The following is a 21,979-nucleotide window of genomic DNA, read 5'->3' on the forward strand; positions in this document are numbered from 1 at the left end:
CGCGCCTGATGCGCATCCTTACCTCTCTCATCCAAACCGAGACCCAAGGAGAGCCCGATGGCCACCGTTGCAGTCAACGACGCGAATTTCGACGCTGAAGTGCGTCAGTCCGATGTCCCCGTGGTGGTGGACTTCTGGGCCGAGTGGTGCGGCCCCTGCAAGATGATCGGCCCCGCCCTCGAAGAGCTTTCGAACGAGTATGGCGACCGCGTGAAGATCGTGAAGGTCAACGTGGACGAGAATCCGAACTCCCCCGCGCAGCTCGGCGTGCGCGGCATCCCGGCCCTGTTCCTGTTCAAGGATGGCGAGATCGTCTCGAACCGCGCCGGCGCCGCCCCCAAGGCCGCGCTCAAGGACTGGATCGACGAGTCGATCTGATCCGCCTCGCGGAGTGTCGATCAAGGCGCCTTCGGGCGCCTTTTTCGTGTCTGCACAAGGCTCTGAGGCGGGCCAAACTTGCCCTTTCCGACCTCGACCCCCATATCGGCCCGGATGGTGGCGGGGCGTCCCTTCACCTTTATCGAAATACGCATGGCGCGCGGGTCACTGCCCGCCGCGACAGGAGGCAAGATGAGCGACGACTTCCCCGGCTGGCACGGCACGACCATCATCGGTGTGCGCAAGGGCGGCAAGGTGGTGATCGCGGGCGACGGCCAGGTGAGCCTCGGCCAGACCGTGATCAAAGGCACCGCGCGAAAGGTGCGCCGCCTCTCTCCGGGCGGTTACGAGGTCATCGCGGGCTTTGCCGGATCGACCGCCGACGCCTTCACCCTGCTGGAGCGGCTGGAAAAGAAGCTCGAGGCGACGCCGGGGCAGCTGGCGCGGGCCAGCGTCGAGCTGGCCAAGGATTGGCGCACCGACAAGTATCTGCAGAAGCTCGAAGCGATGCTGATCGTTTCGGACGGCAAGGATCTTCTGGTCATCACCGGCGCGGGCGACGTGCTCGAGCCCGAGCATGACGTCACCGCGATCGGATCGGGCGGCAACTTCGCGCTGGCCGCCGGGCGCGCGCTCATGGAGACCGAGATGGACGCCGAGGCCATCGCGCGCCGCGCCATGGCGATCGCCTCCGACATCTGTGTCTACACCAACGGCAAACTGACCGTGGAGACGCTCGAGGCCTGAGGCCTCGCGTCATCCCCAGACGAGGACATCCCATGACCGACCTGACCCCCCGCGAGATCGTCTCCGAACTCGACCGCTTCATCATCGGCCAGAAGGAGGCCAAGCGCGCCGTCGCCGTGGCCCTGCGGTCGCGCTGGCGGCGCAAGCAGCTCGGCGCGGACCTGCGCGACGAGGTGTATCCCAAGAACATCCTGATGATCGGCCCCACCGGCGTCGGCAAGACCGAGATTTCGCGCCGTCTGGCCAAGCTGGCGCGCGCGCCCTTCCTCAAGGTCGAGGCGACCAAGTTCACCGAAGTCGGCTATGTCGGCCGCGACGTGGAACAGATCATCCGCGATCTGGTCGATGCCGCGATCTTCCAGACCCGCGAGCAGATGCGCGAGGACGTGAAGGCCAAGGCGCACGAGGCCGCGGAGGCGCGGGTGATCTCGGCCATCGCCGGCACCGATGCGCGCGACCAGACCCGCGAGATGTTCCGCCGCAAGCTGAAGGGCGGCGAGCTCGACAGCACGATGATCGAGATAGAGGTGACCGACACCTCGAACCCGATGCAGGGTCTCGACATCCCCGGCCAGCCCGGCGGCATGATGAATCTGGGCGATATCTTCGGCAAGGCGATGGGCGGCCGCAAGGTGAAGAAGCGGGTGACGGTAGCCGAGAGCTACGAGCTGCTGATCGCCGACGAGGCGGACAAGCTGCTCGATGACGAGACGGTGACAAAGGCCGCGGTCGAGAACGTGGAGCAGAACGGAATCGTGTTCCTCGACGAGATCGACAAAGTCTGCGCCAAGGCGGATGCGCGCGGCGCCGATGTCAGCCGCGAGGGCGTGCAGCGCGACCTGCTGCCGCTGATCGAGGGCACCACCGTCTCGACCAAGCACGGCCCGATCCGCACCGACCACATCCTGTTCATCGCGAGCGGCGCATTCCACGTGGCCAAGCCTTCGGACCTCTTGCCCGAGCTTCAGGGCCGGTTGCCGATCCGGGTCGAGCTGCGCGCGCTCACCGAAGAGGATTTCGTGCGCATCCTGACCGAGACCGACAACGCGCTGACCCGGCAATACGCGGCCCTGATGGGCACCGAACAGGTGACGGTCGAGTTCACCGAAGGCGGCATCGCCGCGCTGGCGCGGATCGCGGCCGAGGTGAACCGTTCGGTCGAGAACATCGGCGCACGCAGACTCTATACCGTGCTGGAACGGGTGTTCGAGGAGCTGAGCTTCACCGCGCCCGACCGCGCGGGCGAGAGCATCAAGGTCGACGAGGCCTTCGTCGAGGAGCATCTGGGCGAGCTGTCGCGCTCGACCGACCTGTCGCGCTACGTGCTCTAGACCTCGCGCCAGACCCCCTTGGCCTTGGCGAAACGGGCGGTCTGGATGATTTTGAAACGGGGCTGATTCTCGGCCCCGTATCGCTCTACCTTGATGGCGCCGGGCTCGATATGGAGTAGGTTGAAGTTGTTGGTCTCCTCGCGGAGCCGCGACGACAGCCCGGTGCCCGCCTGCACCAAAAGCACGCCCGGTGCCGCGGTGAGGGGCGCCACGGCGGCGTTGTGCAGATGCCCCGACAGCACCACGTCGGCCCCGCAGCGGCCCAGACAGGCCACCGCCGCGCGCGCCCCGCGCATCAGTCGCTTTTCCGTGCCCGGATCATGTTCGAGCGGATGGTGCATCATCGCCAGATGCGTGCGTCCGTCGATCTGACCTTCGAAGGCGTCGCAGACCCGGCGGATGGTGCGGCGGCTGATCTTGCCCGACTGCCACGCAAAGCGGTTCACCGTGTTGACCCCGACAAGGGCCAGCTCGTCATCGAGAAATTCGGGCTCCAGATCCTCGTCGATCAAGCGGCGATAGCGGGCAAAAGGCTTCACGAAGCGCAGCCACGGATTGTCGATCGGCGTGTCGTGATTGCCTGGCACAGCGAGCACCGGCATCTCCAGATGCGCGATGAAGGCGGCGGCCTGCTCGAACTGGCTTTCGCGGGCGCGCTGCGTCAGATCGCCCGAGAAAGCCACGACATCGGGCGCGAGCCGGTTGATCGTCTCGATCAGCGGCTCGAGCAGATCCTCGCGGGTGCGGCCGAAATGCAAGTCGGATATATGCAGGACCCGTCTCATGCCGCCGCCTCGTCGCCGGGGGGCGGCGTGAAGATGCGGAACGCGTCGCGCACCATGGTGAATTCGAGTGGCCCGTCCATCAGGAACTTCTCGCCGTCGCAGGCGACGAGCTGGCTCTTGCGCTTGGTATGGATCACCAGCCGGTCGGCGCAAATCAGTTCGAAATCCTCGCCAAGCCGCATCTGCTTGACCGCGAGGCGCAGCGCATCCGACAGGAGGCCCAGGCGGCCGACATCCGGCGTCACGAAGACCGAGAAACCACCATCGCGGATGCAATCCGCACCCTGCAGGCCGAAATGTTCGAGCTGGAACGCCGAGCGGGCGGCGAAGACCAGCGGCGTGCGGAAACGGCGGCGCTGCCCTTCGACCTCGATCTCGACCTTGAGGGGTCGGCGAAAGCGCCAGAAGGTCTTGAGCACCGACCAATGCGCGGCGATGCGGCGTCGGCCCCAGCGGCGATAGACGGTCTCGCGTTCTTTCAAGATCGCGGGATAGACCCCGATGCTGGCGTTGTTGAGGAACAACCGGCCGTTCACCGCGCCCAGATCGATGGTCTGCGCATGGCCCGCGGCGATGACCCGGGCCGCGCCTTCGGGGTCCTCGGGGATGCCATAGCCGCGCGCGAAGAAGTTGAAGGTGCCCAAGGGCAGCACGCCCAGCGTGCAATCCGAGCCGTTGAGCGCCGAGGCCACGGCCATGATCGTGCCGTCGCCGCCCGCCGCCACCACGGTGGCATAGCCGTCGCGCACCGCGGCGCGCGCGGTTTCGGTGATGTCGCTTCCCTTGACGTGGCACAGCTCCGCCTGCGGGCCGAGCACCTTCATGGCCAGATCGATGGCCTCGGCCTCGCGGCTGTTGCGACCCGAGTGATCGTTGCAGATCACGCGGATACCGGCCCGGTCCTGGGCGGGTCGGGCTGCGATGGGGTCGGACATGTCCGGTGGACTCCTTCGAGGGTTCGCCCGACAAACGCTTGGAGTCGGGGAAGGTTTCGAAGCGTACGGACTTCCCCTCGGCCATCTTCGTTGCCACCAACGCGCTGAAAGGCGGTCCTCCATGAGCTTCTTGCGTTTCGTGCGCGACAACGCGTCCTTCCTTGCCGCAGGGGCATTGCTGAGCTTCGGCTCCTCCTTCGGCCAGACCTTCTTCATCTCGATCTTCGCGGGCGAGATCCGCGCGGAGTTCGGGCTGAGCCACGGCGCTTGGGGCGGGATCTACACGCTCGGCACGACGGCGTCGGCGCTGGTGATGATTTGGGCCGGCGGGCTGACAGATCGGTTCCGGGCGCGGCGTCTGGGGCCCGCGGCGATGGCGCTGCTGGCCATCGGCTGCCTTGGCATGGCGGCGCTGCCGGGGGGATGGGCCTGGGCGCTGGTGCCGGTGATCTTCGTGCTGCGCTTTGCCGGGCAGGGGATGATGATCCACATCTCGGTCGTCGCCATGGCGCGCTGGTTCGCCGCCGGGCGGGGCAAGGCGCTGTCGGTCGCCTCGATGGGCGTGGCGCTGGGGCAGGCGGTGCTGCCCGCGCTGTTCGTGGCGGGGCTGGCATGGGCCGACTGGCGGCTGCTGTGGCTCGGGGCTGCCGGGATGTCGCTGCTGGCGATGCCGCTGGCGCTGAGGCTACTGCGGCAGGAGCGGACACCGCAGAGCATCGCCCATGCGAGCCAGTCCTTTGGCATGGCAGGCCGCCACTGGACCCGCAACGGCGCGGTCGCGCATTGGCTGTTCTGGCTGATGGTGCCGGCGCTGCTCGGCCCGCCCGCATGGGGCACGGCGCTGTTCTTCCAGCAGGTGCATCTGGCTGAGTTGAAGCCATGGACCCTCGGGCAATGGGTGGCCCTGATGCCGCTCTTCACCGCCGTCACCATCGCCGCCAACTTCATCGCCGGGGCCGCGCTCGACCGGCTCGGGACGGCGCGGCTGATGCCGTTTCTCATGCTGCCATGGATGCTGGCCTTTCTGGTGCTGAGCCAGGCCGACGGTCTCGCCATGGCGGGGCTCGGCCTCGCGGTGCTGGGCTTTGGCACAGGCGCGCAGGCGGTGCTTCCGGGTGCCTTCTGGGCCGAATTCTACGGCACGCGCCATATCGGCGCGATCAAGTCGGCGGCGGCAGCGGTGATGGTGTTCGGCTCGGCGGTGGGGCCGGGGATCAGCGGCCTGCTGATCGACCGGGGCGTCGATTTCCCGGACCAGATGCTGGGGATCGCGGCCTATCTGGGCCTCGCTGGGCTGCTCGCGGCCCTTGGCGTGCGCCGGGCCGCGCGGCTCTTGCCCGCGCCAGATGCATTGGCGCGCGCAGCCTAGCGGGCGCGACGCAGATAGACGTAATAAGCGCCTTCGCCACCATGGCGGAGATGCGCCGGGGTGATCTGCAGCACCGCCTGCCTGAGCGGCGACAGCCCGAGCCATTGCGGCACCTGATGGCGCAGCACGCCGTGACGCACCGGCATCGGCGCCTCGTAGTCCTTTTCACGGCCCTTGCCGGTGATCACCAGAACGAGACGGCGGCCCATGGCCTGCGACGACAGGATGAAGGCCACCAGCTCGGGATGTGCCTCGGACATGGTCATGCCGTGCAGGTCGAGCCGGGCCTCGGGCTTGAGCTTGCCGCGCGTCATGCGGCCATGCGCCTTGGCGTCCATCGCCACGGGCGCGGCGCGCAGCCGGTCGCGCAGGCCCGGCAGCAGGTCGTCGGACCGCGCCGCGTCGGCCTTCTGCCCGACCCGGAACCGGGGCAGGGGATCGAAGCGCTCGGACGGGGCGACCTCCGGCGGTTTGGGCGCGGCCTTGGCCTCCGGGGCGGGAGCGGCGGCACGGCGCTTGTGCATCGGCGCGGCCTGACGCGCGACGCTGTCCCACAGCGCCCGCTCCTCGGGCGACAAGTGCCGTGGCCTGCGCGCCATCAGGCCGGATCGGCCAGCGTCTGCGGCAGCATGTCCCAAGCGCGTTGGATCGGCAGCAGCATGACCAGCCGCCCCGTGTCGCGGGTTCGGCCCGCACGCTTGCCCGCGAGGCGCCCGGTGCCGAAGAAGATGTCGGCGCGCTGGGCGCCCTTGATCGCCGAGCCGGTGTCCTGCGCCACCATCAGGCGGCGAAACCTGTCCTCGCCCTCGGTCTCAATCCAGACCGGCGCGCCGAGCGGCACATAAGCCGGATCGATGGCCACCGTGCGCAGCGGCGTGATTGATCGGTTCATCGCCCCCAGAGGGCCACGCTCGGGCGGCACCTCGTTCACCTCGCGAAAGAACACGTAGGAGCGGTTGGTCCACAGGAGCTTGCGCCCGTCATCGGGGTTGCGGCGCACCCATGAGCGGATCACCTCGGCCGAAACCTGATGCGGCTCGTAGACGCCGCGCGCCACCAACTCCTGACCGATCGAGGAATAGGGCTGGCGGTTGGCCGCGCCATAGCCGAGACGGATCACCTTGCCGCCCGGCAGCCGCACCCGGCCCGAGCCTTGAATCTGCAGGAAAAACAACTCGACCGGATCGACATAGGCGATCTCGAGCCCGCGCCCGGACAGCGCGCCACCCTCGTCGATTTCCTGCCGGGTGAGCCATGGCCCCTCTGCGGGCAGATCGTCGGGCACGCGGTAGACCGGGGCGACGTAGCGCCCGTCAGGCACCTCGGAGCCGCGCAGCTCGGGCTCGTAATAGCCGGTGAACAGCGCGTCCCGCCCGTCCTCTACCAGCACCGGAAGGAAGAACAGTTCGAAGAAACCCCGCGCGTCGTCGGTTTCGCGGGCCAGCGCGCAGAGCGCCTTCCAATCGCGGTCGCGCAGGTCGCGGCAGGTTTCGAGAAAGGTTTCGAGCGCGGCGGCGTGATCGTCCTCGGCCCAACCGCGGAGCTGCTCGAAACCGAGCAGCTTGGGACTCGCCGTCGCGGCGAGCGGCAGCCCGAGGGCCAAGGCCAGTGCCGCCGCGCGCCGGATCATTCCCCGGTCGCCACCAGTTTCCAGTTGGGATCTTCGTTGCCCATGATGCGGCCGAAGGTCCAGACATCACGCTGGCGCTTGATCTCGGAGGTGGAGCCTTCGACGATTTCGCCCGCAGTGTTGCGCACCACGTAGGTCAACTCACCGGTGAATCGCACCGCGATCTCGCCCTCGCGGCTGGCGGCGTCGAAGCTGGCTTCGCGCACCGCGATCTCGCCCAGACCCACGAAGGTCGCCTCGACCTTGAGGCCTTCGCGCTCGCGCGCGGCGATCACCTCGGCGAACGCCTCATGGACATCCTCCGACAGAAACGGCTTCACGCTTTCGAGATCGCCGTTCTCGAAGGCCATGAGGATCATCTCATAGGCCCCACGAGCCCCTTGCAGGAACTCGCTCAGGTTGAAGTCCGGGTCTGCCGCCTTCATCGCGTAGAGTGCCTTGGCAGTGTCGCTGCCCTCGGGCACGTGATCGGTGATATCGCGATCGGGGCCGCCCTCGATCACCTCGAATTCGGGGCGGGGACGACGCTTTTCGGTCTGTGCGGGAAGGCTCGGCTTCTCGAAACCCTCGCGCGTGCCCAGCACACCGCGCAGCCGCAGAATCAGGAATATCGCGATGCCTGCGAGCACCAGAAGCTGGATGATGGGAGAGTTCATTCTGGGCCTCTTGTCAGCACGGGCCTCGCACCGGACCCATGTGGCACCTATGTAAGCCACGCGAACCTTCAAGTCCACCAACGCCCCGGCGCAGATCGTCGCGGCGGGACGATCACAGACCATCGGGAGACCGCCCATGTGGCTCTTCATCGCTTTTCTCGCCGTGCCGCTGATCGAGATCGGCCTGTTCATCCAGATCGGCGGGCTGATCGGGCTCTGGCCGACGCTGCTGATCGTGGTGCTGACCGCGATCGCGGGCACCGCGCTGGTGCGTGGGCAGGGGCTCTTGGCGCTCGATCGGCTCAAGCGTTCCATGTCCGAACTGTCGGATCCCTCGCGGCCTTTGGCCGACGGGGCGATGATCCTGTTCGCGGGCGCGCTGTTGCTGACGCCGGGGTTCTTCACCGATGCCTGTGGCTTTGCGCTCCTGATCCCGGCGGTGCGGGCGCGGGTGTTCCGGCTTCTCAAGGACAAGGTGAAGGTGGCCAGCTTCGAGATGGGGTCACGGCCCGAGCCCGGCCCGCGTGCGCCGCGCGATACGGTGATCGACGGCGAATTCCAGGAGTTGGGCGAGGGCCGCGCGCCGACGCATCCTTCGGGCTGGACCCGCCATTGAGGGGCGACCACGGGGCTGCTAGACATTCGTGCAACTGACACCGGAGGATCTTCATGACCGACACGCCCGACGCCCCCGCGACCCCTCAGGCCAACGATCAGGCCGCACAGCAGCCCAAGGTGACGCAGCGCATCGTCGCGCAGTACATCCGCGACATGTCCTTCGAGAACGCGCTGGCGCAGAAGGGCCTTACCGGCGACCTGCAGCCCGAGGTCTCGGTGCAGGTCAATCTCGATGCCCGCAAGCGCGGGGCCGAGGGCCAGTACGAGGTCATCACCAAGCTCAACATCACCTCGAAGGCCAAGGAATCGGGCGAGCCGCTGTTCCTGTTCGAGATCGAATATGCGGGCGTGTTCCAGATCTCCGGCGTGCCGGACGATCAGCTGCACCCCTACCTGCTGATCGAATGCCCGCGCATGACCTTCCCCTATCTGCGCCGGATCGTCTCGGACGTGACCCGCGACGGTGGTTTCCCGCCGCTGAACCTCGAGCAGATCGACTTCCTGCAGCTCTATCGCAACGAGCTTCAGCGCCGCGCACAGCAGCAGCAGGCCCAGAAGGCAGCCGAGGCCGAGCAGGGCCCGTCGGGCACCGCGTGAGGCCTAGCTGAACTTTTTCCAGAGCGCAGCGTCGCCCAAGCCCCCCACGAAGGCGGCATGGGCGGCGGCCTCATCCCCGGTGATCCGCTGTGGCAGCGGCACCGGGCGCGGGCGCGGGCGCCAATCGGCTTCCGCGTCGCCACCACGCCCCTGCGCCACCTTGAGCGCGAAATCGGGCTGCCGACCGCCGATCAGCTCCAGATAGACCTCGGCGAGGATCTCGCTGTCGAGAAGCGCGCCGTGCAGCGTGCGCGCGCCGTTGTCGATGCCGAAACGGCGGCACAGCGCGTCGAGCGAGGCGGGCGAGCCGGGAAACCGCTTGCGCGCGATGGCCAGCGTGTCGAGGGCGCGGTCCATTGGGATCTTGGGCTTGTTCACCCAGCCCAGCTCGGCGTTGAGAAATTTCATATCGAAGGCGGCGTTGTGAATCACCAGCCGCGCATCGCCGATGAAGTCGAGAAAGTCCTGCGCGATGGTGGCGAATTTCGGCTTGTCGCGCAGGAAATCGTCACCGAGCCCATGCACCTCGAACGCGCCCTTGGGCATGGAGCGTTCGGGATTGATATATTGGTGATAAGTGCGGCCCGTGGGCATGTGGCCTTGCAGTTCGACCGCGCCGATCTCGACGATGCGGTCGCCCTCCGCAGGCTCGAATCCGGTGGTCTCGGTGTCGAGTACGATCTCACGCATGACGCAGCTGTCTCCTGATCCGCTCGATGACATCTCGCACGCCGGCGCGGGCCGCGTCGAGGCTCACGGTCTCGATCAGGTAATCGGCACGGGCGCGTTTCTCAAGATCGGGCATCTGCCGCGCGAGGATCGCGTCGAGCTGAGAGCGGGTCATGCCGGGGCGGGCGAGCACGCGCGCGGCCTGAACCTCCGGCGGCGCGGTGACCACCACGACGGCGTCCATCTCCGTCTCGCCGCTGGTCTCGAACAGCAGCGGCACGTCCAGCACCACGATCTCGGCCGTTTGCCCGGCGACAAAACCCTCGCGGTCAGCCTGCACCAGCGGATGCACGATCCCCTCGATGCGGGGCAGGGCCGTGGCGTCGGCGGCGATGATCACCTTGAGCCGGTCACGCGACACCGCGCCGCTCTCGATCGCGCCGGGAAAGGCCGCGCCCACCGGTGCAACCGCCGCACCGCCGGGACCATAAAGCCGGTGCACGGCGGCATCGGCGTCCCAGACCGGCAGCCCCTCATCCGCGAACATCGCCGCCGTGGTCGATTTTCCCATGCCGATGGAGCCGGTGAGGCCGAGACGGAAAATCATCCGAGTACCGCCGCGCGCGTGGCCTCCGTGATCTCCGGCGTGGCGCCGAACCAGCGTTCGAACCCCGGTACGGCCTGATGCAACAGCATCCCCAGCCCGTCGACCGTGCGGCAGCCTTGCGCCCGCGCCGCGATCAGCATCGGTGTGTCGAGCGGCGTATAGACAAGATCGGTCACCAGCACGTCGCCGGGCAGGGCGGAAAGGTCGAGATCGAAAGGATCGGCGCCCTCCATGCCCAGCGAGGTGGTGTTGACCACCGTCACCGATCCATCGAGAGCCTCGGGAACCTCGACCCAGTCGATCACCCGGATCCTCGGGCCGAACGCCTCGGCCAGCGCCTGCGCCCGGGCGCGGGTGCGGTTGGCAAGGCGGATCTCGGGGGCGCCGGCCTCGACCAGCCCGTCGAGCACGGCGCGCGCGGCACCGCCCGCGCCCAACACCACCGCCGGGCCGTCCGCCGCGGACCAGCCGGGCGCCGACTGCCGCAGATTTTCAAGGAAGCCATGACCGTCGGTGTTGTCGGCGTGGATGCCGTCCTCGCGGAAGGTCAGAGTGTTGGCCGCACCGATGCGGCGAGCGCGGTCGCTGAGGTGATCGGCGATCTGCAGCGCCGCGAGCTTGTGCGGCAGCGTCACATTGGCGCCGCGAAACCCCATCAGGGGCAGAGCGCGCACGCCCTGCTCGAAGTTGGCGGGCTCGATATGCAAGGGCACATAATGCCCGGCGATCCCCATGGCGCCGAACCAATGCGCGAAAAGCCGGGGTGAGCGGGAATGGGCGATCGGGGCGCCGATGACCCCGGCCAACGGAATGCGATGCGCGCTCATCTTTGCAGATCTCCCCTCAGAACCAGCCAGTTGATCAGCTCGACCAAGGGCAGGCCCAGCACCGTGAAATAATCGCCCACCACTCGCACGAACAGGCGCACGCCCTCTTCCTCGAGCTTGTAGCCGCCGACCGAATGGCGGATCGAGTCCCAGTTGCGGTCGACATAATCGCGCAGATAGCTCTCCGAACATTTGGCCATGTCGAGCCGGACCACCCCGACATGGCGCCAGATCGGTTCCCCGTCGAGGCAGACCACGGCGGCCGAGAGAAGCTGATGCGTGCGGCCCGAGAGGCGGGTGAGTTGGTCTAGCGCGTCCTCGGGGCTTTCGGGTTTGGAGAACACCTCTCCGCCGAGGGCGAGAACCTGGTCGCAGCCGAGCACCAGCGCCCCGGGGTGGCGGGCCGAGACCTTGAGCGCCTTCATCTCCGCGAGCTTGTCGGCGAGATCGCGCGGCGGTGCGTCCTCGGCGAGAAGCGCAGCCTTCAGCGCGGCTTCGTCGATGCGGGCTTTCTCGATCTCGAAGGGGATCGCGGCCTGCCGCAGGAGGCTGGCGCGGATCTCTGATCCGGAGGCGAGGACGAGGGCTTGGGTCATGGCGGGCCTGTGGACGACTCTAGGGAGGAATCGGGATCGAATCATAAGGACGACTCGGTGGAGAGTTGTGACCCCTGTCGCGACTCGGGACAAGCGGGGTGAGTCGGCTTTGCGACTCAGCGAGTTATCCACGGGGGACGAGGACAAGAGCCTCGCTGGGGGCAATTGTGGGCAAATGCCCGAGTCAAGATCACGACTCGGTTGGGACATGCGGCAAGTGATAAATATTTTTCATTTTATATCATAGGCTTGACCGGTGTAGCCGAGTCGTTCCTCGGCATCGTCGAGTCCGCGTAGCCTGTGGACGACTCTGGGGACATGCTGTCAACTGCCGCTTATCCACCGCCCTACTACCATCATCATCTTTTCTTTTATCCTTATTCATTTGAGAAGGAGCCGGTCCGAGAAAGGGATCGAAATGACCGACCTGCTTGCCGCCGCCTATCCGTGGATAAAGACCGGACACATCCTGTCCTTCGTGGCGTGGATGGCCGGGATGTTCTATCTGCCGCGGCTCTTCGTCTACCACGCGGAGCGGGCCGAGAAGGGGACAGAGCTGGACCGCACGTTCCAGATTATGGAACGCAAGCTCCTGAAGCTGATCATGACGCCGGCGATGATCTCGACCTGGATCTTCGGCGGGTTGCTGATATCCACTGGGGTGGTCGACTGGTCGCAGGGCTGGCCTTGGGTCAAGGCGGCGGCGGTGCTGGCGATGACGGGAATGCATGGCTGGCTCTCCAAGCGCCTCAAGGAGTTCGCCGCGGGCACCAATACCCGCGCGGGCCGCAGCTACCGCATCGCCAACGAGGTGCCGACGCTCCTGCTTTTGCTCATCGTGGTCGCGGTGGTGGTCCGCCCGTTCTGAGGCCATGGGCGCGCTGCGACGTTGACGCGCGACTTATCCCCGCCTAAGACTTCTCCCGCTTGCCCGTCCGGGCGAAGCGATTCCATTTTCACGACCGACAAGAGCGGCCCGCGGGCTGCCACAGGACCGTTTCCCATGTCCCAGGACCGCCTGAACCTCGCCGATCTCAAGGCGCAGAGCCCGAAGGATCTTCTCTCGCTGGCCGAAGAGCTGGAGATCGAGAACGCCTCGACGATGCGCAAGGGCGACATGATGTTCGCCATCCTCAAGGAACGGGCTGAGGAAGACTGGGTCATCGGCGGCGATGGCGTGCTCGAGGTGCTTCAGGACGGCTTCGGCTTCCTTCGTAGCCCCGAGGCCAACTATCTGCCCGGTCCCGATGACATCTATGTCTCGCCCGACATGATCCGCCAGTTTTCGTTGAGCACCGGTGACACGGTCGAGGGCGTGATCGCCGAACCCAATGAAAACGAACGTTATTTCGCGCTGCGCAGCGTCGAGAAGATCAATTTCGAGGATCCCGACCGGGCGCGCCACAAGGTCGCCTTCGAGAACCTGACGCCGCTCTATCCCGACGAGCGGCTGAAGATGGAAGTCGAGGAAGAGGCGGCGACGAAGGACCGTTCGGCACGGATCATCGATCTCGTCTCCCCGATCGGCAAGGGCCAGCGCTCGCTCATCGTGGCGCCGCCGCGCACCGGCAAGACGGTGCTGCTGCAGAACATTGCGCACTCGATCGAGAAGAACCATCCTGAGTGCTATCTCATCGTGCTGCTCATCGACGAGCGGCCCGAGGAGGTCACCGACATGCAGCGCAGCGTGAAGGGCGAGGTCGTCTCCTCGACCTTCGACGAGCCCGCGACACGCCACGTTGCCGTGTCAGAAATGGTGATCGAGAAGGCCAAGCGCCTTGTCGAGCACAAGCGCGACGTGGTGATCTTGCTCGATTCGATCACGCGGCTGGGCCGAGCCTTCAACACCACCGTACCGTCCTCAGGCAAGGTGCTGACTGGGGGCGTCGACGCCAACGCGCTACAGCGGCCCAAGCGGTTCTTCGGTGCGGCGCGCAACATCGAAGAAGGTGGCTCGCTCACCATCATCGCAACGGCGCTGATCGACACCGGCAGCCGCATGGACGAGGTGATCTTCGAAGAGTTCAAGGGCACCGGCAACTCCGAGATCGTGCTCGATCGCAAGGTGGCCGACAAGCGCGTCTTCCCGGCGATGGACATCCTCAAATCGGGCACCCGCAAGGAGGAGCTGCTGGTCGAGAAGATCGATCTGCAGAAAACCTATGTGCTGCGCCGTATCCTTAACCCGATGGGCACCACGGATGCGATCGAGTTCCTGATCTCGAAGCTGAAGCAGACCAAGACGAACTCCGATTTCTTCGACTCCATGAACACCTGACGCGAGATCGCAAGGCATGGCCATGGATACGATCTATGCCCTGGCGACCGCGCGCGGGCGCGCGGGCGTCGCGGTGATCCGGATCTCGGGTCCCGCCGCGCGTATGGTGGCCGAAAGATTGACCGGATCGCTCCCCGAGCATGGCCGAGGACTGAGAGTGGTTCGGAACATGGCGGGTGAGGTCCTGGACGAGGCATTGGTGCTGACCTTTGCCAAAGGGCGCAGCTTTACCGGGGCCGGGGTCGTGGAGCTTCATCTGCATGGCAGCCGCGCCGTCATAGATGTCGTGTTGAGGGAACTGTCCGAGCAGCCGGAGCTTCGGTTGGCCCAGGCGGGAGAATTCACGCGACAGGCCTTAGAGAACGGTCGCCTCGATTTATCGCAGGTCGAGGGGCTGGCCGATCTCGTCGATGCCGAAACCGAAGCGCAGCGGCGGCAGGCGATGCGGGTGATGTCCGGTGGGCTTGGCCGAAAGGCCGATCAGTGGAAGCGAGACCTGTTGCGGGCCATGGCTCTGCTCGAGGCCGTGATCGATTTCGCCGAAGAGGACGTGCCTGTCGATGTCACGCCTGAGGTTACCGCGACCCTCGAACGCTGTCGGCAGGCGATACAGGTCGAAATGGACGGTGTCGTCGCGGCGGAACGCATCAGGGACGGGTTTGAGGTCGCCATCATCGGTGCACCGAACATGGGCAAATCTACCTTGCTCAATCACTTGGCGGGACGCGAGGCGGCAATCATCTCCGACGTGCCAGGCACGACGCGGGACGTGATCGAGGTCCGGATGGATCTCCGTGGGCTTCCTGTGACGCTTCTCGATACAGCGGGCCTGCGGGAGTCGACGGATGCCGTCGAGGCGATAGGGATCGCGCGGGCACGCCAGCGCGCGCAGGAGGCTGATGTAAGAGTGCATTTGGTCACTCCGGAAGAAGTCGGTACCGTCACCGAGGGGCCGAAAGACATCGTTCGGATTGGTCGCTGTGACCGATATTCCCCTGGCCTTTCAGGAGTTTCCGGCCTGACTGGGGCGGGTGTCGACGAACTTCTGTCGGCCATCTCCGACCGTCTGTCATCACGCGCGCTCGGAGCCGGGGTCGCCATACGCGAACGCCATCGTGAAGCGCTCTCTGTGGGAGTGGAGCATTTGGAGCGTTGCCTTTCCATTGTCTCTGAACCTCACGGGGCTCTCGATCTTGCGGCGGAAGAGCTGCGCCTTGGGGTCAGAACACTTGACACTTTGGTCGGCCGGGTCGATGTGGAAGACATCCTTGGCGAAATATTTTCGAGCTTCTGCATCGGCAAATAGGGGGTGTTTCACGTGAAACATGAAACCTACGACATCATCGTGGTTGGGGGTGGACATGCCGGCGTGGAAGCTGCGGCTATAGCCTGCCGCATGGGTGCCCGAACGGCGCTTATCACGATGAAGGCCGCCACGATTGGCGTTATGTCGTGTAATCCTGCGATCGGAGGTCTTGGGAAAGGACACTTGGTCCGCGAGATCGACGCACTCGACGGGTTGATGGGACGCGTCGCGGACGTTTCCGGGATCCAGTACCGCCTTCTTAATCGAAAAAAAGGCCCTGCGGTTCAAGGCCCACGGTTGCAAGCAGATCGTCAGCTGTATCGCGAGCGGATGCAGGTTGAACTGCGACAGATCACAGGCCTGGATGTCATCGAAGGCGAGGTGACCGATCTTGTAGAAACACACGGCCGCGTCTGTGGAGTCGAACTAGCAGGGAGCCAGCGGTTACATGCGCAAGCGGTCATTCTGACCACCGGTACATTCCTCAATGGCGTGCTTCATTTCGGCGGCGAGACCCGGGTGGGCGGCCGGTTCGGCGACAATGCTTCGAACCGGTTGGCCGATCGGATCATGAGTCTCGGCCTGCGCATGGGGCGCCTGAAGACCGGAACGCCCGCCCGTCTAAACGGACGGACAATAGACTGGTCACGTTTGGAATCGCAGCCGGGTGATAATGATCCGGTGATGTTGTCCTTTCTGAATGAGCATCCTCAAGCGCGTCAGATTGCCTGTGGTATTACCCATACCAATGTTGCCGCCCACGATATCATTCGTGCGAATTTGACCAAGTCCGCTATGCATAGTGGCAATATCACTGGATCCGGTCCCCGATACTGTCCCTCTATCGAAGACAAGGTTGTACGCTTCGCCGAAAAGGACAGCCATCAAGTCTTCCTAGAGCCCGAAGGGTTGGGCACGGATACGGTCTATCCTAACGGGATATCGACATCATTGCCGCTCGATGTGCAGGAGAGCTTCATCAGAAGCATGGCGGGCCTCGAACGTGTCGAAATCGAACAACCGGGATATGCCATCGAGTATGACTATGTCGACCCGCGCGCCCTGAACAGCAGCCTTGAACTCAAGGAGGTGCCTGGGCTTTATCTTGCTGGGCAGATTAACGGCACGACCGGTTACGAGGAAGCTGCTGCCCAAGGCTGCGCGGCTGGTGCGGCGGCTGCTGCGATGGCGCTTGGACGGGATGGGATCGTCTTCAGCCGAACCAGTTCTTATATCGGCGTGATGATCGACGATCTGATCACGCGGGGCGTGACTGAACCCTATCGCATGTTTACGTCACGAGCAGAGTTCCGCCTTTCTCTTCGTGCTGACAATGCTGATCAGCGATTGACAGAAGCTGGACGAACGGTTGGATGCATTGGTGATCAGCGTTGGAGCCATTTTCAGGACAAGATGGAAAGATTGCAGGCAGGTCGGGTTGTTCTTGGTTCCAAGACATTTCCAGCGGCTGAATTCGTCGCACGCGGAGCCAACCTGAATCCGGATCGGCCAGCCAAATCGGGACTGGAAGCACTGGCGCTGGCCGAGATCGATTTTGATATGCTGTTGTCGATCGATCCTACATTGAAGGATGTAGACCGGGCCACGGCGGTACAATTGAAGAATGAGGCAACATACGCTGCTTACCTGAAGCGCCAAGATCGCGATGCCGAATCTATTCGTCGCGATGAGGATCGTCATCTGCCGGCTGATCTAGATTATTCTCTTATCGCCGGTCTTTCTTCAGAGCTCCGCGGCAAGCTTGAGAATATCCGACCCCGGTCTATTGGCGAAGCCGGGCGCATTGAGGGCATGACTGCTGCCGGTCTCCTGTTGTTGATGGGTGCCAGTCGGCGGGCGGCTGCGTGATGGTAATTGAGGATGCTGTTCCGCTAGCCGTACCAAGTGTTTCACGTGAAACAAGCGAAGCACTAGCAGAATATATAGCACTACTGAGGAAGTGGTCGCCGGTTATCAATTTGGTATCTCGAAACGATCTTGAGCATCTCGAAAAACGGCATATCCAAGATAGCCTGCAACTGGCTGCATTTTTCCCGAATGATACCGTCAACTGGATAGATATTGGCTCCGGAGGCGGTCTTCCAGGTATCGTCCTTGCGATCGCGGCAAGATCCATTGCACCAAAATTGCAATTTCAACTGATCGAAAGCGATAATCGAAAAGCCACTTTTCTCCGTACAGCGGCCCGCACCTTTGATCTCAACGTAAAAGTCCATACAGGCCGCGTCGAAGACCTCGATCCTCTAAAAGCTGGTGTCATTAGTGCGCGTGCACTCGGATCTCTTGATATGCTGCTCAGCTACGCCAACCGACATCTCGTTCAAAATGGGCAATGCGTGTTCCTGAAAGGGCAGTCTCATGAGACTGAAATCTCGAAGGCCAAACGCAATTGGACTTTCAACGTTCGCAGATACGTCAGTTGCACTGACGACGCTGCCCGCGTCCTCCTGATTAGTGATCTGCAACATGCCTGACACCTGCCGCATTATCGCATTGGCGAACCAGAAAGGCGGCGTGGGCAAGACCACTACTGCGATCAATCTCGGCGCCGCCTTGGCAAAAGCTGGGCGGAAGGTCCTATTGATCGATATGGATCCACAGGGCAACGCCTCGACAGGGCTCGGGCTTGCTCGTAGCGATCGGCGCTCGACCACCTATGACCTGCTTCTTGGAAACGGCAAAGCGAGTGATGGTGTCCATGGGACTCAAGTTGTGGGTTTGGATATCATACCTGCCACGACCGATCTCAGTTCCGCCGATGTTGAACTCATGTCTTCGACCGACCGGAGCCGCATTCTGCGCAGACGTTTGAAGGAACTGCTGCAGGATAGAGAAGAGTATGACTATGTCTTGATAGACTGTCCCCCGGCGCTCAACCTTCTGACCATCAATGCCATGGTTGCGGCCGCTTCTGTCATTGTGCCGCTGCAGAGTGAATTCTTCGCTCTCGAGGGACTATCGCAGCTTATGCTTACACTGAGAGAAGTCCGCGGATCTGCGAATAAATCCCTCCGCATCGAAGGGATCGTTCTGACCATGTACGACAGGCGCAACAATCTGTCGCAACAGGTCGAAGCAGACGCCCGAGAAACTCTTGGGGACTTGGTGTTCAAGACGGTCATCCCACGCAATGTGCGGTTGAGCGAAGCGCCATCTCATGCGATGCCGGTGCTCGATTATGATCCCGCCTGCGCGGGGACCAAGGCCTATCTCGATCTGGCCGCAGAAGTGATCCAACGCGAAGGGTGATGTCGGACATGGTTGAGAAGCAAAAGGCGCGTGGGCTGGGTAGAGGGCTCTCGGCTCTCATGGCCGATGTTACGCAGGATCAAAGCACCGCAGAGCAGGCGAGACGTCCCGACATGATGGTTCCGATCGAAAATATCCGTCCGAACCCGGACCAGCCACGGCGGCATTTCGATGAAACCGCTCTCGACGAACTCGCTGCCTCCATTCGCGAAAAAGGCGTCATCCAACCGCTGATCGTACGGCGCGATTCATCCCGCGAGGGATATTTCGAGATCGTGGCAGGCGAACGCCGCTGGCGCGCCTCGCAGCTCGCCAAGCTGCATGAACTGCCCGTACTCATCCGAGAATACAGCGATACCGAGGTTCTCGAAGTCGCTATCATTGAGAACATCCAGCGCGCGGACCTCAACGCCATAGACGAGGCCGCGGGTTATCGGCAGCTGATGGACCGCTTTGGTCATACCCAGGAACAACTGGCAAGTGCGCTCGGCAAGAGCCGCAGCCATATTGCCAACCTTATGCGGCTTCTGTCGCTCCCGGATGACGTGCAAGAAATGTTGACCTCCGGCCAGTTGACTGCCGGCCATGCCCGGACGCTCGTCGGGAACGAGCAGGCGTCAAGCCTTGCTAGGCAAATGCTGCTCAAGGGGATGTCGGTGCGCGATGCCGAATCCCTTGTTCGCAAACCGGGGAAGGCACCGACCGTAAGATCCGCGCGCAAATCCTCAAAGGACGCTGACACCGTTCAGATCGAAAGTGATATCTCGGCCACCCTGCGGATGCCGGTAAGCATCGATCACGATCCTCAAGGCGAGGGTGGCAAAGTAACGCTGCGCTACCGAGATCTCGAACAACTCGACGATCTTCTTCGGCTCCTGTCCGGGGGGTGACCCCCGGGTTCACGCCAGAAGTTCGCGCAGTACAGCGTTCAGGATCGGCCGACCAGCTTCCGTCGCGATCAGCCGGTCCTCAACTCGGCGAAGGAAACCAAGGTCCTCCAGGCCTTTGACCCGGCTAGCGAAATCCTTGAAATTGACCGGGGCACGCTCGGGAATTGCCACACCTTCCTGAAGCCGGAGGCCCATCATGATGGTCTCCTCGAAAGCTTCGACGGGCTCCAGCGGTACACGCGGGAGCTCTCCAGCAACATCGGCCTCGACGTCCCGCAACCAGGCACCCGGAGCTTTCGGGGCTTCGGTTGCCAGTCGAGCACCAGCGATCCCAAGTCGACCATGGGCGCCGGGTCCGATACCGACCCAGTCGCCAGCGCGCCAATACACCATGTTATGCCGGCTTTCCGCCCCTGGAACAGCATGATTCGACACTTCATACGCTGGAAGACCCGCTGACGTCGTCAGGGCTTGGGTGATCTCGTACATCTCCGCCGCCCGATCCTCGTCAGGCAGTCCTCTTAACCCACCACGCGCCAGTCGATCACCAAAGGCTGTCCCGTCTTCCACCGTCAATTGATAGAGCGACAGGTGATCCGCACATAGCTGGAGAGCGCGTTCCAATTCGGCGGACCATTGCTCGGGCGTCTGATCTTGCCGGGCGTAGATCAGGTCGAAACTGATCCTATCAAAGGCATTTCGCGCAATATCGAAGGCCCGCAGCCCTTCGGCGACAGAGTGTAATCGGCCAAGCCGCCTGAGGTCATTGTCATTCAAGGCCTGCATTCCCATGGACACGCGGTTGACGCCGGCTTGGCGGTAGCCTGCGAACCTGTCCGCTTCGATCGACGTCGGGTTGGCCTCGAGCGTGACCTCGACATCGTTGCGAAGCCGCCAGCGGCGACCGATCCGATCCAGGATCGCACCGACGATGCGCGGCTCCATCAGGCTCGGTGTGCCACCACCGAAGAACACCGATCCCAAGATCCGATCTTCGGTCTCCTCGGCAAGCCGATCCAACTCGCTCAGATAGGCCGCTGCCCAGCGATCCTGATCGACCGTTTGGGCAACATGGCTGTTGAAGTCGCAATAGGGGCATTTGGCTTGGCAGAAGGGCCAATGCAGATAGAGGCCAAAACCGCCCCTCTGCCAGTTTTCGAGAGCCTCAGCCAAGACAGGCTCGCAGCTTCTCCACCGCGCGGGCGCGATGGCTCATGGCGTTCTTCGTATCGGCGTCCATCTCGGCAAAGGTGATCTCGTGGCCCTCGGGCACGAAGATCGGGTCGTATCCGTGACCGCGCGCCCCGCGCATCGGCCATGTGACCGTGCCGGCAGCATGACCCTCGAACACCTCTTCATGGCCATCGGGCCAAGCCAGCACAAGGGTACAGCAGAACCGGGCCCGGTGCGGAGCACGGCGACCCGAGGCTTCGAGCTCGCGATGCACCCGCTCCATCGCGATGTCGAAATCGCGGCCCTCGCCGGTTTCGGCCCAATCGGCGGTATAGACACCGGGCTGACCATCGAGATCGAAGACCTCGAGCCCGCTATCGTCAGCCAGCGCCGGAAGCCCGGTCGCCGCGACGGCGGCGCGGGCCTTGATCCGGGCATTGCCGACAAAGCTCTGCTCCGTCTCCTCGGGTTCGGGCAGGCCGTGATCGGCATTGCCCGTCACCGAGACGCCATAGGGCGACAACAGCGCGCGAAATTCGTCGAGCTTGCCCGTATTATGCGTAGCCACGACGAGGGAGGTCTCGGCAAAACGGCGCATCATGCGATCGCCGCGAGCTGTGCGCGGCCCAGCTCGGCGCATCCCGCCTCTGCCAGATCCAGCAGCTGGGTCATCTGTTCGCGCGTGAAGGTCGAGCCCTCGGCCGACATCTGTACCTCGATCAGGCGCGATCCCGACATCACGAAATTGCCGTCAACGCCAGCCTCACTGTCCTCGGGATAGTCGAGATCGAGTACGGGTTGCCCCGCATAGAGACCGCAGCTGACCGCCGAGACCGGCTCGGCCAGCGGATCGGTCTTCACGAGGCCCGCCTTCATCAGCTTCTGGACCGCGAGCTTCATGGCGACCCAGCCACCGGTGATCGCAGCACAGCGGGTGCCGCCATCGGCCTGAATCACATCGCAGTCGATGGTGATCTGCCGCTCGCCGAGCGCATGGAAATCGACTCCGGCCCGGAGGGACCGCCCGATCAGGCGCTGGATTTCCTGCGTGCGGCCCGATTGCTTGTCCTTGGACTCGCGCCGCATCCGGCTGTTGGTGGCACGCGGCAGCATGCCGTATTCCGCCGTGACCCAACCTTGGCCCGAGTTGCGCTTGAAGGGCGGCACGCGCTCCTCGACGGTGGCGGTACAGATCACTTGGGTCTGGCCGACACGGATCAGGCAGGAACCTTCCGCGTGACAGTTGAAGCCCGTTTCGATCTCGACGGCGCGCAGCGCGTCGGGGGTCCGTCCGGAGGGGCGCATAGTGTCATCCTT

At 64.0% G+C, this 21,979-nt stretch carries 25 protein-coding genes; 13 read left to right on the forward strand and 12 right to left on the reverse strand.

All coding sequences use genetic code 11. The features are described 5' to 3' along the window. Positions 1-57: 57 nt before the first annotated feature. The 3 genes from trxA (at position 58) to hslU (ending at position 2,456) form a co-directional block, all read left to right on the forward strand. A complete protein-coding gene (trxA, locus tag ACJASC_RS03050; RefSeq protein WP_415143441.1) occupies positions 58-378 on the forward strand; it encodes a thioredoxin in 321 nt (106 codons plus the stop codon). Between the two features lie 192 nt (positions 379-570). Beyond that, positions 571-1,125: an ATP-dependent protease subunit HslV gene (gene hslV, locus ACJASC_RS03055; RefSeq protein WP_021695181.1), complete on the forward strand. Its 555-nt coding sequence runs from the start codon at positions 571-573 to the stop codon at positions 1,123-1,125. Positions 1,126-1,157: 32 nt separating this feature from the next. After that, complete coding sequence (hslU, locus tag ACJASC_RS03060; RefSeq protein ID WP_415143443.1) at positions 1,158-2,456, forward strand: ATP-dependent protease ATPase subunit HslU; 1,299 nt, start codon at positions 1,158-1,160, stop codon at positions 2,454-2,456. Here hslU and ACJASC_RS03065 read toward each other — a convergent pair. Then, a complete protein-coding gene (locus ACJASC_RS03065; protein ID WP_415143445.1) occupies positions 2,453-3,241 on the reverse strand; it encodes a metallophosphoesterase family protein in 789 nt (262 codons plus the stop codon). The genes hslU and ACJASC_RS03065 overlap by 4 nt on opposite strands. Next, positions 3,238-4,176 carry a diacylglycerol/lipid kinase family protein gene (locus tag ACJASC_RS03070; protein ID WP_415143447.1) on the reverse strand — a complete coding sequence of 313 codons (939 nt, stop codon included), beginning with the start codon at positions 4,174-4,176 and terminating at the stop codon, positions 3,238-3,240. The genes ACJASC_RS03065 and ACJASC_RS03070 overlap by 4 nt, the downstream gene beginning before the upstream one ends. 121 nt (positions 4,177-4,297) lie before the next feature. Here ACJASC_RS03070 and ACJASC_RS03075 point away from each other — a divergent pair, with 121 nt between their 5' ends. After that, complete coding sequence (locus ACJASC_RS03075; protein WP_415143449.1) at positions 4,298-5,545, forward strand: MFS transporter; 1,248 nt, start codon at positions 4,298-4,300, stop codon at positions 5,543-5,545. On the opposite strand, the gene ACJASC_RS03080 is transcribed toward ACJASC_RS03075, so the two are convergent. Genes ACJASC_RS03080 through ACJASC_RS03090 form a run of 3 tightly spaced genes read right to left on the reverse strand, consistent with a single transcriptional unit; the run spans position 5,542 to position 7,831 of the window. Further along, positions 5,542-6,144, reverse strand: a complete 603-nt coding sequence (locus ACJASC_RS03080) for a Smr/MutS family protein (protein ID WP_045320052.1) — start codon at positions 6,142-6,144, stop codon at positions 5,542-5,544. The genes ACJASC_RS03075 and ACJASC_RS03080 overlap by 4 nt on opposite strands. Next, positions 6,144-7,175, reverse strand: coding sequence for a murein transglycosylase A (mltA, locus tag ACJASC_RS03085; RefSeq protein ID WP_415143451.1), 1,032 nt, complete (start codon positions 7,173-7,175; stop codon positions 6,144-6,146). The genes ACJASC_RS03080 and mltA overlap by 1 nt, the downstream gene beginning before the upstream one ends. Then, a complete protein-coding gene (locus ACJASC_RS03090; protein WP_021694340.1) occupies positions 7,172-7,831 on the reverse strand; it encodes a Tim44/TimA family putative adaptor protein in 660 nt (219 codons plus the stop codon). The genes mltA and ACJASC_RS03090 overlap by 4 nt, the downstream gene beginning before the upstream one ends. Positions 7,832-7,967: 136 nt before the next feature. On the opposite strand from ACJASC_RS03090, the gene ACJASC_RS03095 reads away from it, so the two are divergent. Both ACJASC_RS03095 and secB read left to right on the forward strand, forming a co-directional pair. Continuing rightward, a complete protein-coding gene (locus ACJASC_RS03095; RefSeq protein ID WP_021694341.1) occupies positions 7,968-8,447 on the forward strand; it encodes an FxsA family protein in 480 nt (159 codons plus the stop codon). A 53-nt stretch (positions 8,448-8,500) separates the two neighbouring features. Continuing rightward, positions 8,501-9,046: a protein-export chaperone SecB gene (gene secB, locus ACJASC_RS03100; protein WP_021694342.1), complete on the forward strand. Its 546-nt coding sequence runs from the start codon at positions 8,501-8,503 to the stop codon at positions 9,044-9,046. A gap of 3 nt (positions 9,047-9,049) precedes the next feature. On the opposite strand, the gene dnaQ is transcribed toward secB, so the two are convergent. The 4 genes from dnaQ to ACJASC_RS03120 are packed head-to-tail and all read right to left on the reverse strand — an operon-like array spanning position 9,050 to position 11,745. Next, positions 9,050-9,736, reverse strand: coding sequence for a DNA polymerase III subunit epsilon (dnaQ, locus tag ACJASC_RS03105; protein WP_415143454.1), 687 nt, complete (start codon positions 9,734-9,736; stop codon positions 9,050-9,052). Further along, a complete protein-coding gene (coaE, locus tag ACJASC_RS03110) occupies positions 9,729-10,322 on the reverse strand; it encodes a dephospho-CoA kinase (RefSeq protein WP_415143456.1) in 594 nt (197 codons plus the stop codon). Before coaE ends, dnaQ begins: the two co-directional genes overlap by 8 nt. Beyond that, complete coding sequence (locus ACJASC_RS03115; RefSeq protein ID WP_415143458.1) at positions 10,319-11,149, reverse strand: shikimate dehydrogenase; 831 nt, start codon at positions 11,147-11,149, stop codon at positions 10,319-10,321. Before ACJASC_RS03115 ends, coaE begins: the two co-directional genes overlap by 4 nt. Further along, positions 11,146-11,745, reverse strand: a complete 600-nt coding sequence (locus ACJASC_RS03120; RefSeq protein WP_415143460.1) for a Maf family protein — start codon at positions 11,743-11,745, stop codon at positions 11,146-11,148. Before ACJASC_RS03120 ends, ACJASC_RS03115 begins: the two co-directional genes overlap by 4 nt. 418 nt (positions 11,746-12,163) lie before the next feature. On the opposite strand from ACJASC_RS03120, the gene hemJ reads away from it, so the two are divergent. From hemJ to ACJASC_RS03155, 7 genes are all read left to right on the forward strand, one after another. Then, complete coding sequence (hemJ, locus tag ACJASC_RS03125; protein ID WP_021694347.1) at positions 12,164-12,613, forward strand: protoporphyrinogen oxidase HemJ; 450 nt, start codon at positions 12,164-12,166, stop codon at positions 12,611-12,613. A gap of 135 nt (positions 12,614-12,748) precedes the next feature. Next, positions 12,749-14,023: a transcription termination factor Rho gene (gene rho / locus ACJASC_RS03130; protein ID WP_021694348.1), complete on the forward strand. Its 1,275-nt coding sequence runs from the start codon at positions 12,749-12,751 to the stop codon at positions 14,021-14,023. A gap of 22 nt (positions 14,024-14,045) precedes the next feature. Continuing rightward, positions 14,046-15,329, forward strand: coding sequence for a tRNA uridine-5-carboxymethylaminomethyl(34) synthesis GTPase MnmE (gene mnmE, locus ACJASC_RS03135; RefSeq protein ID WP_415143513.1), 1,284 nt, complete (start codon positions 14,046-14,048; stop codon positions 15,327-15,329). Positions 15,330-15,332: 3 nt separating this feature from the next. Further along, positions 15,333-17,198 (forward strand): tRNA uridine-5-carboxymethylaminomethyl(34) synthesis enzyme MnmG, encoded by a 1,866-nt coding sequence (mnmG, locus tag ACJASC_RS03140; protein WP_415143463.1) that lies wholly within the window; start codon positions 15,333-15,335, stop codon positions 17,196-17,198. Next, positions 17,198-17,824, forward strand: a complete 627-nt coding sequence (gene rsmG / locus ACJASC_RS03145) for a 16S rRNA (guanine(527)-N(7))-methyltransferase RsmG (RefSeq protein WP_415143465.1) — start codon at positions 17,198-17,200, stop codon at positions 17,822-17,824. The genes mnmG and rsmG overlap by 1 nt, the downstream gene beginning before the upstream one ends. Further along, the gene (locus ACJASC_RS03150; RefSeq protein WP_415143467.1) at positions 17,817-18,599 is read left to right on the forward strand and encodes a ParA family protein; all 783 of its coding nucleotides are present in this window, start codon (positions 17,817-17,819) and stop codon (positions 18,597-18,599) included. Before rsmG ends, ACJASC_RS03150 begins: the two co-directional genes overlap by 8 nt. 8 nt (positions 18,600-18,607) lie before the next feature. Next, on the forward strand, positions 18,608-19,489 hold the full coding sequence (locus ACJASC_RS03155) for a ParB/RepB/Spo0J family partition protein (RefSeq protein ID WP_045320062.1): 882 nt from the start codon (positions 18,608-18,610) through the stop codon (positions 19,487-19,489). Between the two features lie 9 nt (positions 19,490-19,498). Here ACJASC_RS03155 and hemW read toward each other — a convergent pair whose 3' ends face one another. The 3 genes from hemW to rph are packed head-to-tail and all read right to left on the reverse strand — an operon-like array spanning position 19,499 to position 21,967. Beyond that, positions 19,499-20,662, reverse strand: a complete 1,164-nt coding sequence (gene hemW, locus ACJASC_RS03160) for a radical SAM family heme chaperone HemW (protein ID WP_415143469.1) — start codon at positions 20,660-20,662, stop codon at positions 19,499-19,501. Next, positions 20,655-21,260, reverse strand: coding sequence for an RdgB/HAM1 family non-canonical purine NTP pyrophosphatase (gene rdgB, locus ACJASC_RS03165; protein ID WP_415143515.1), 606 nt, complete (start codon positions 21,258-21,260; stop codon positions 20,655-20,657). The genes hemW and rdgB overlap by 8 nt, the downstream gene beginning before the upstream one ends. Next, positions 21,260-21,967 (reverse strand): ribonuclease PH, encoded by a 708-nt coding sequence (rph, locus tag ACJASC_RS03170; RefSeq protein WP_021694357.1) that lies wholly within the window; start codon positions 21,965-21,967, stop codon positions 21,260-21,262. The genes rdgB and rph overlap by 1 nt, the downstream gene beginning before the upstream one ends. Between the last annotated feature and the right edge of the window lie 12 nt (positions 21,968-21,979).

This window comes from Limimaricola cinnabarinus, from assembly GCF_047631075.1.
GTDB classification, from domain to species: domain Bacteria; phylum Pseudomonadota; class Alphaproteobacteria; order Rhodobacterales; family Rhodobacteraceae; genus Limimaricola; species Limimaricola cinnabarinus.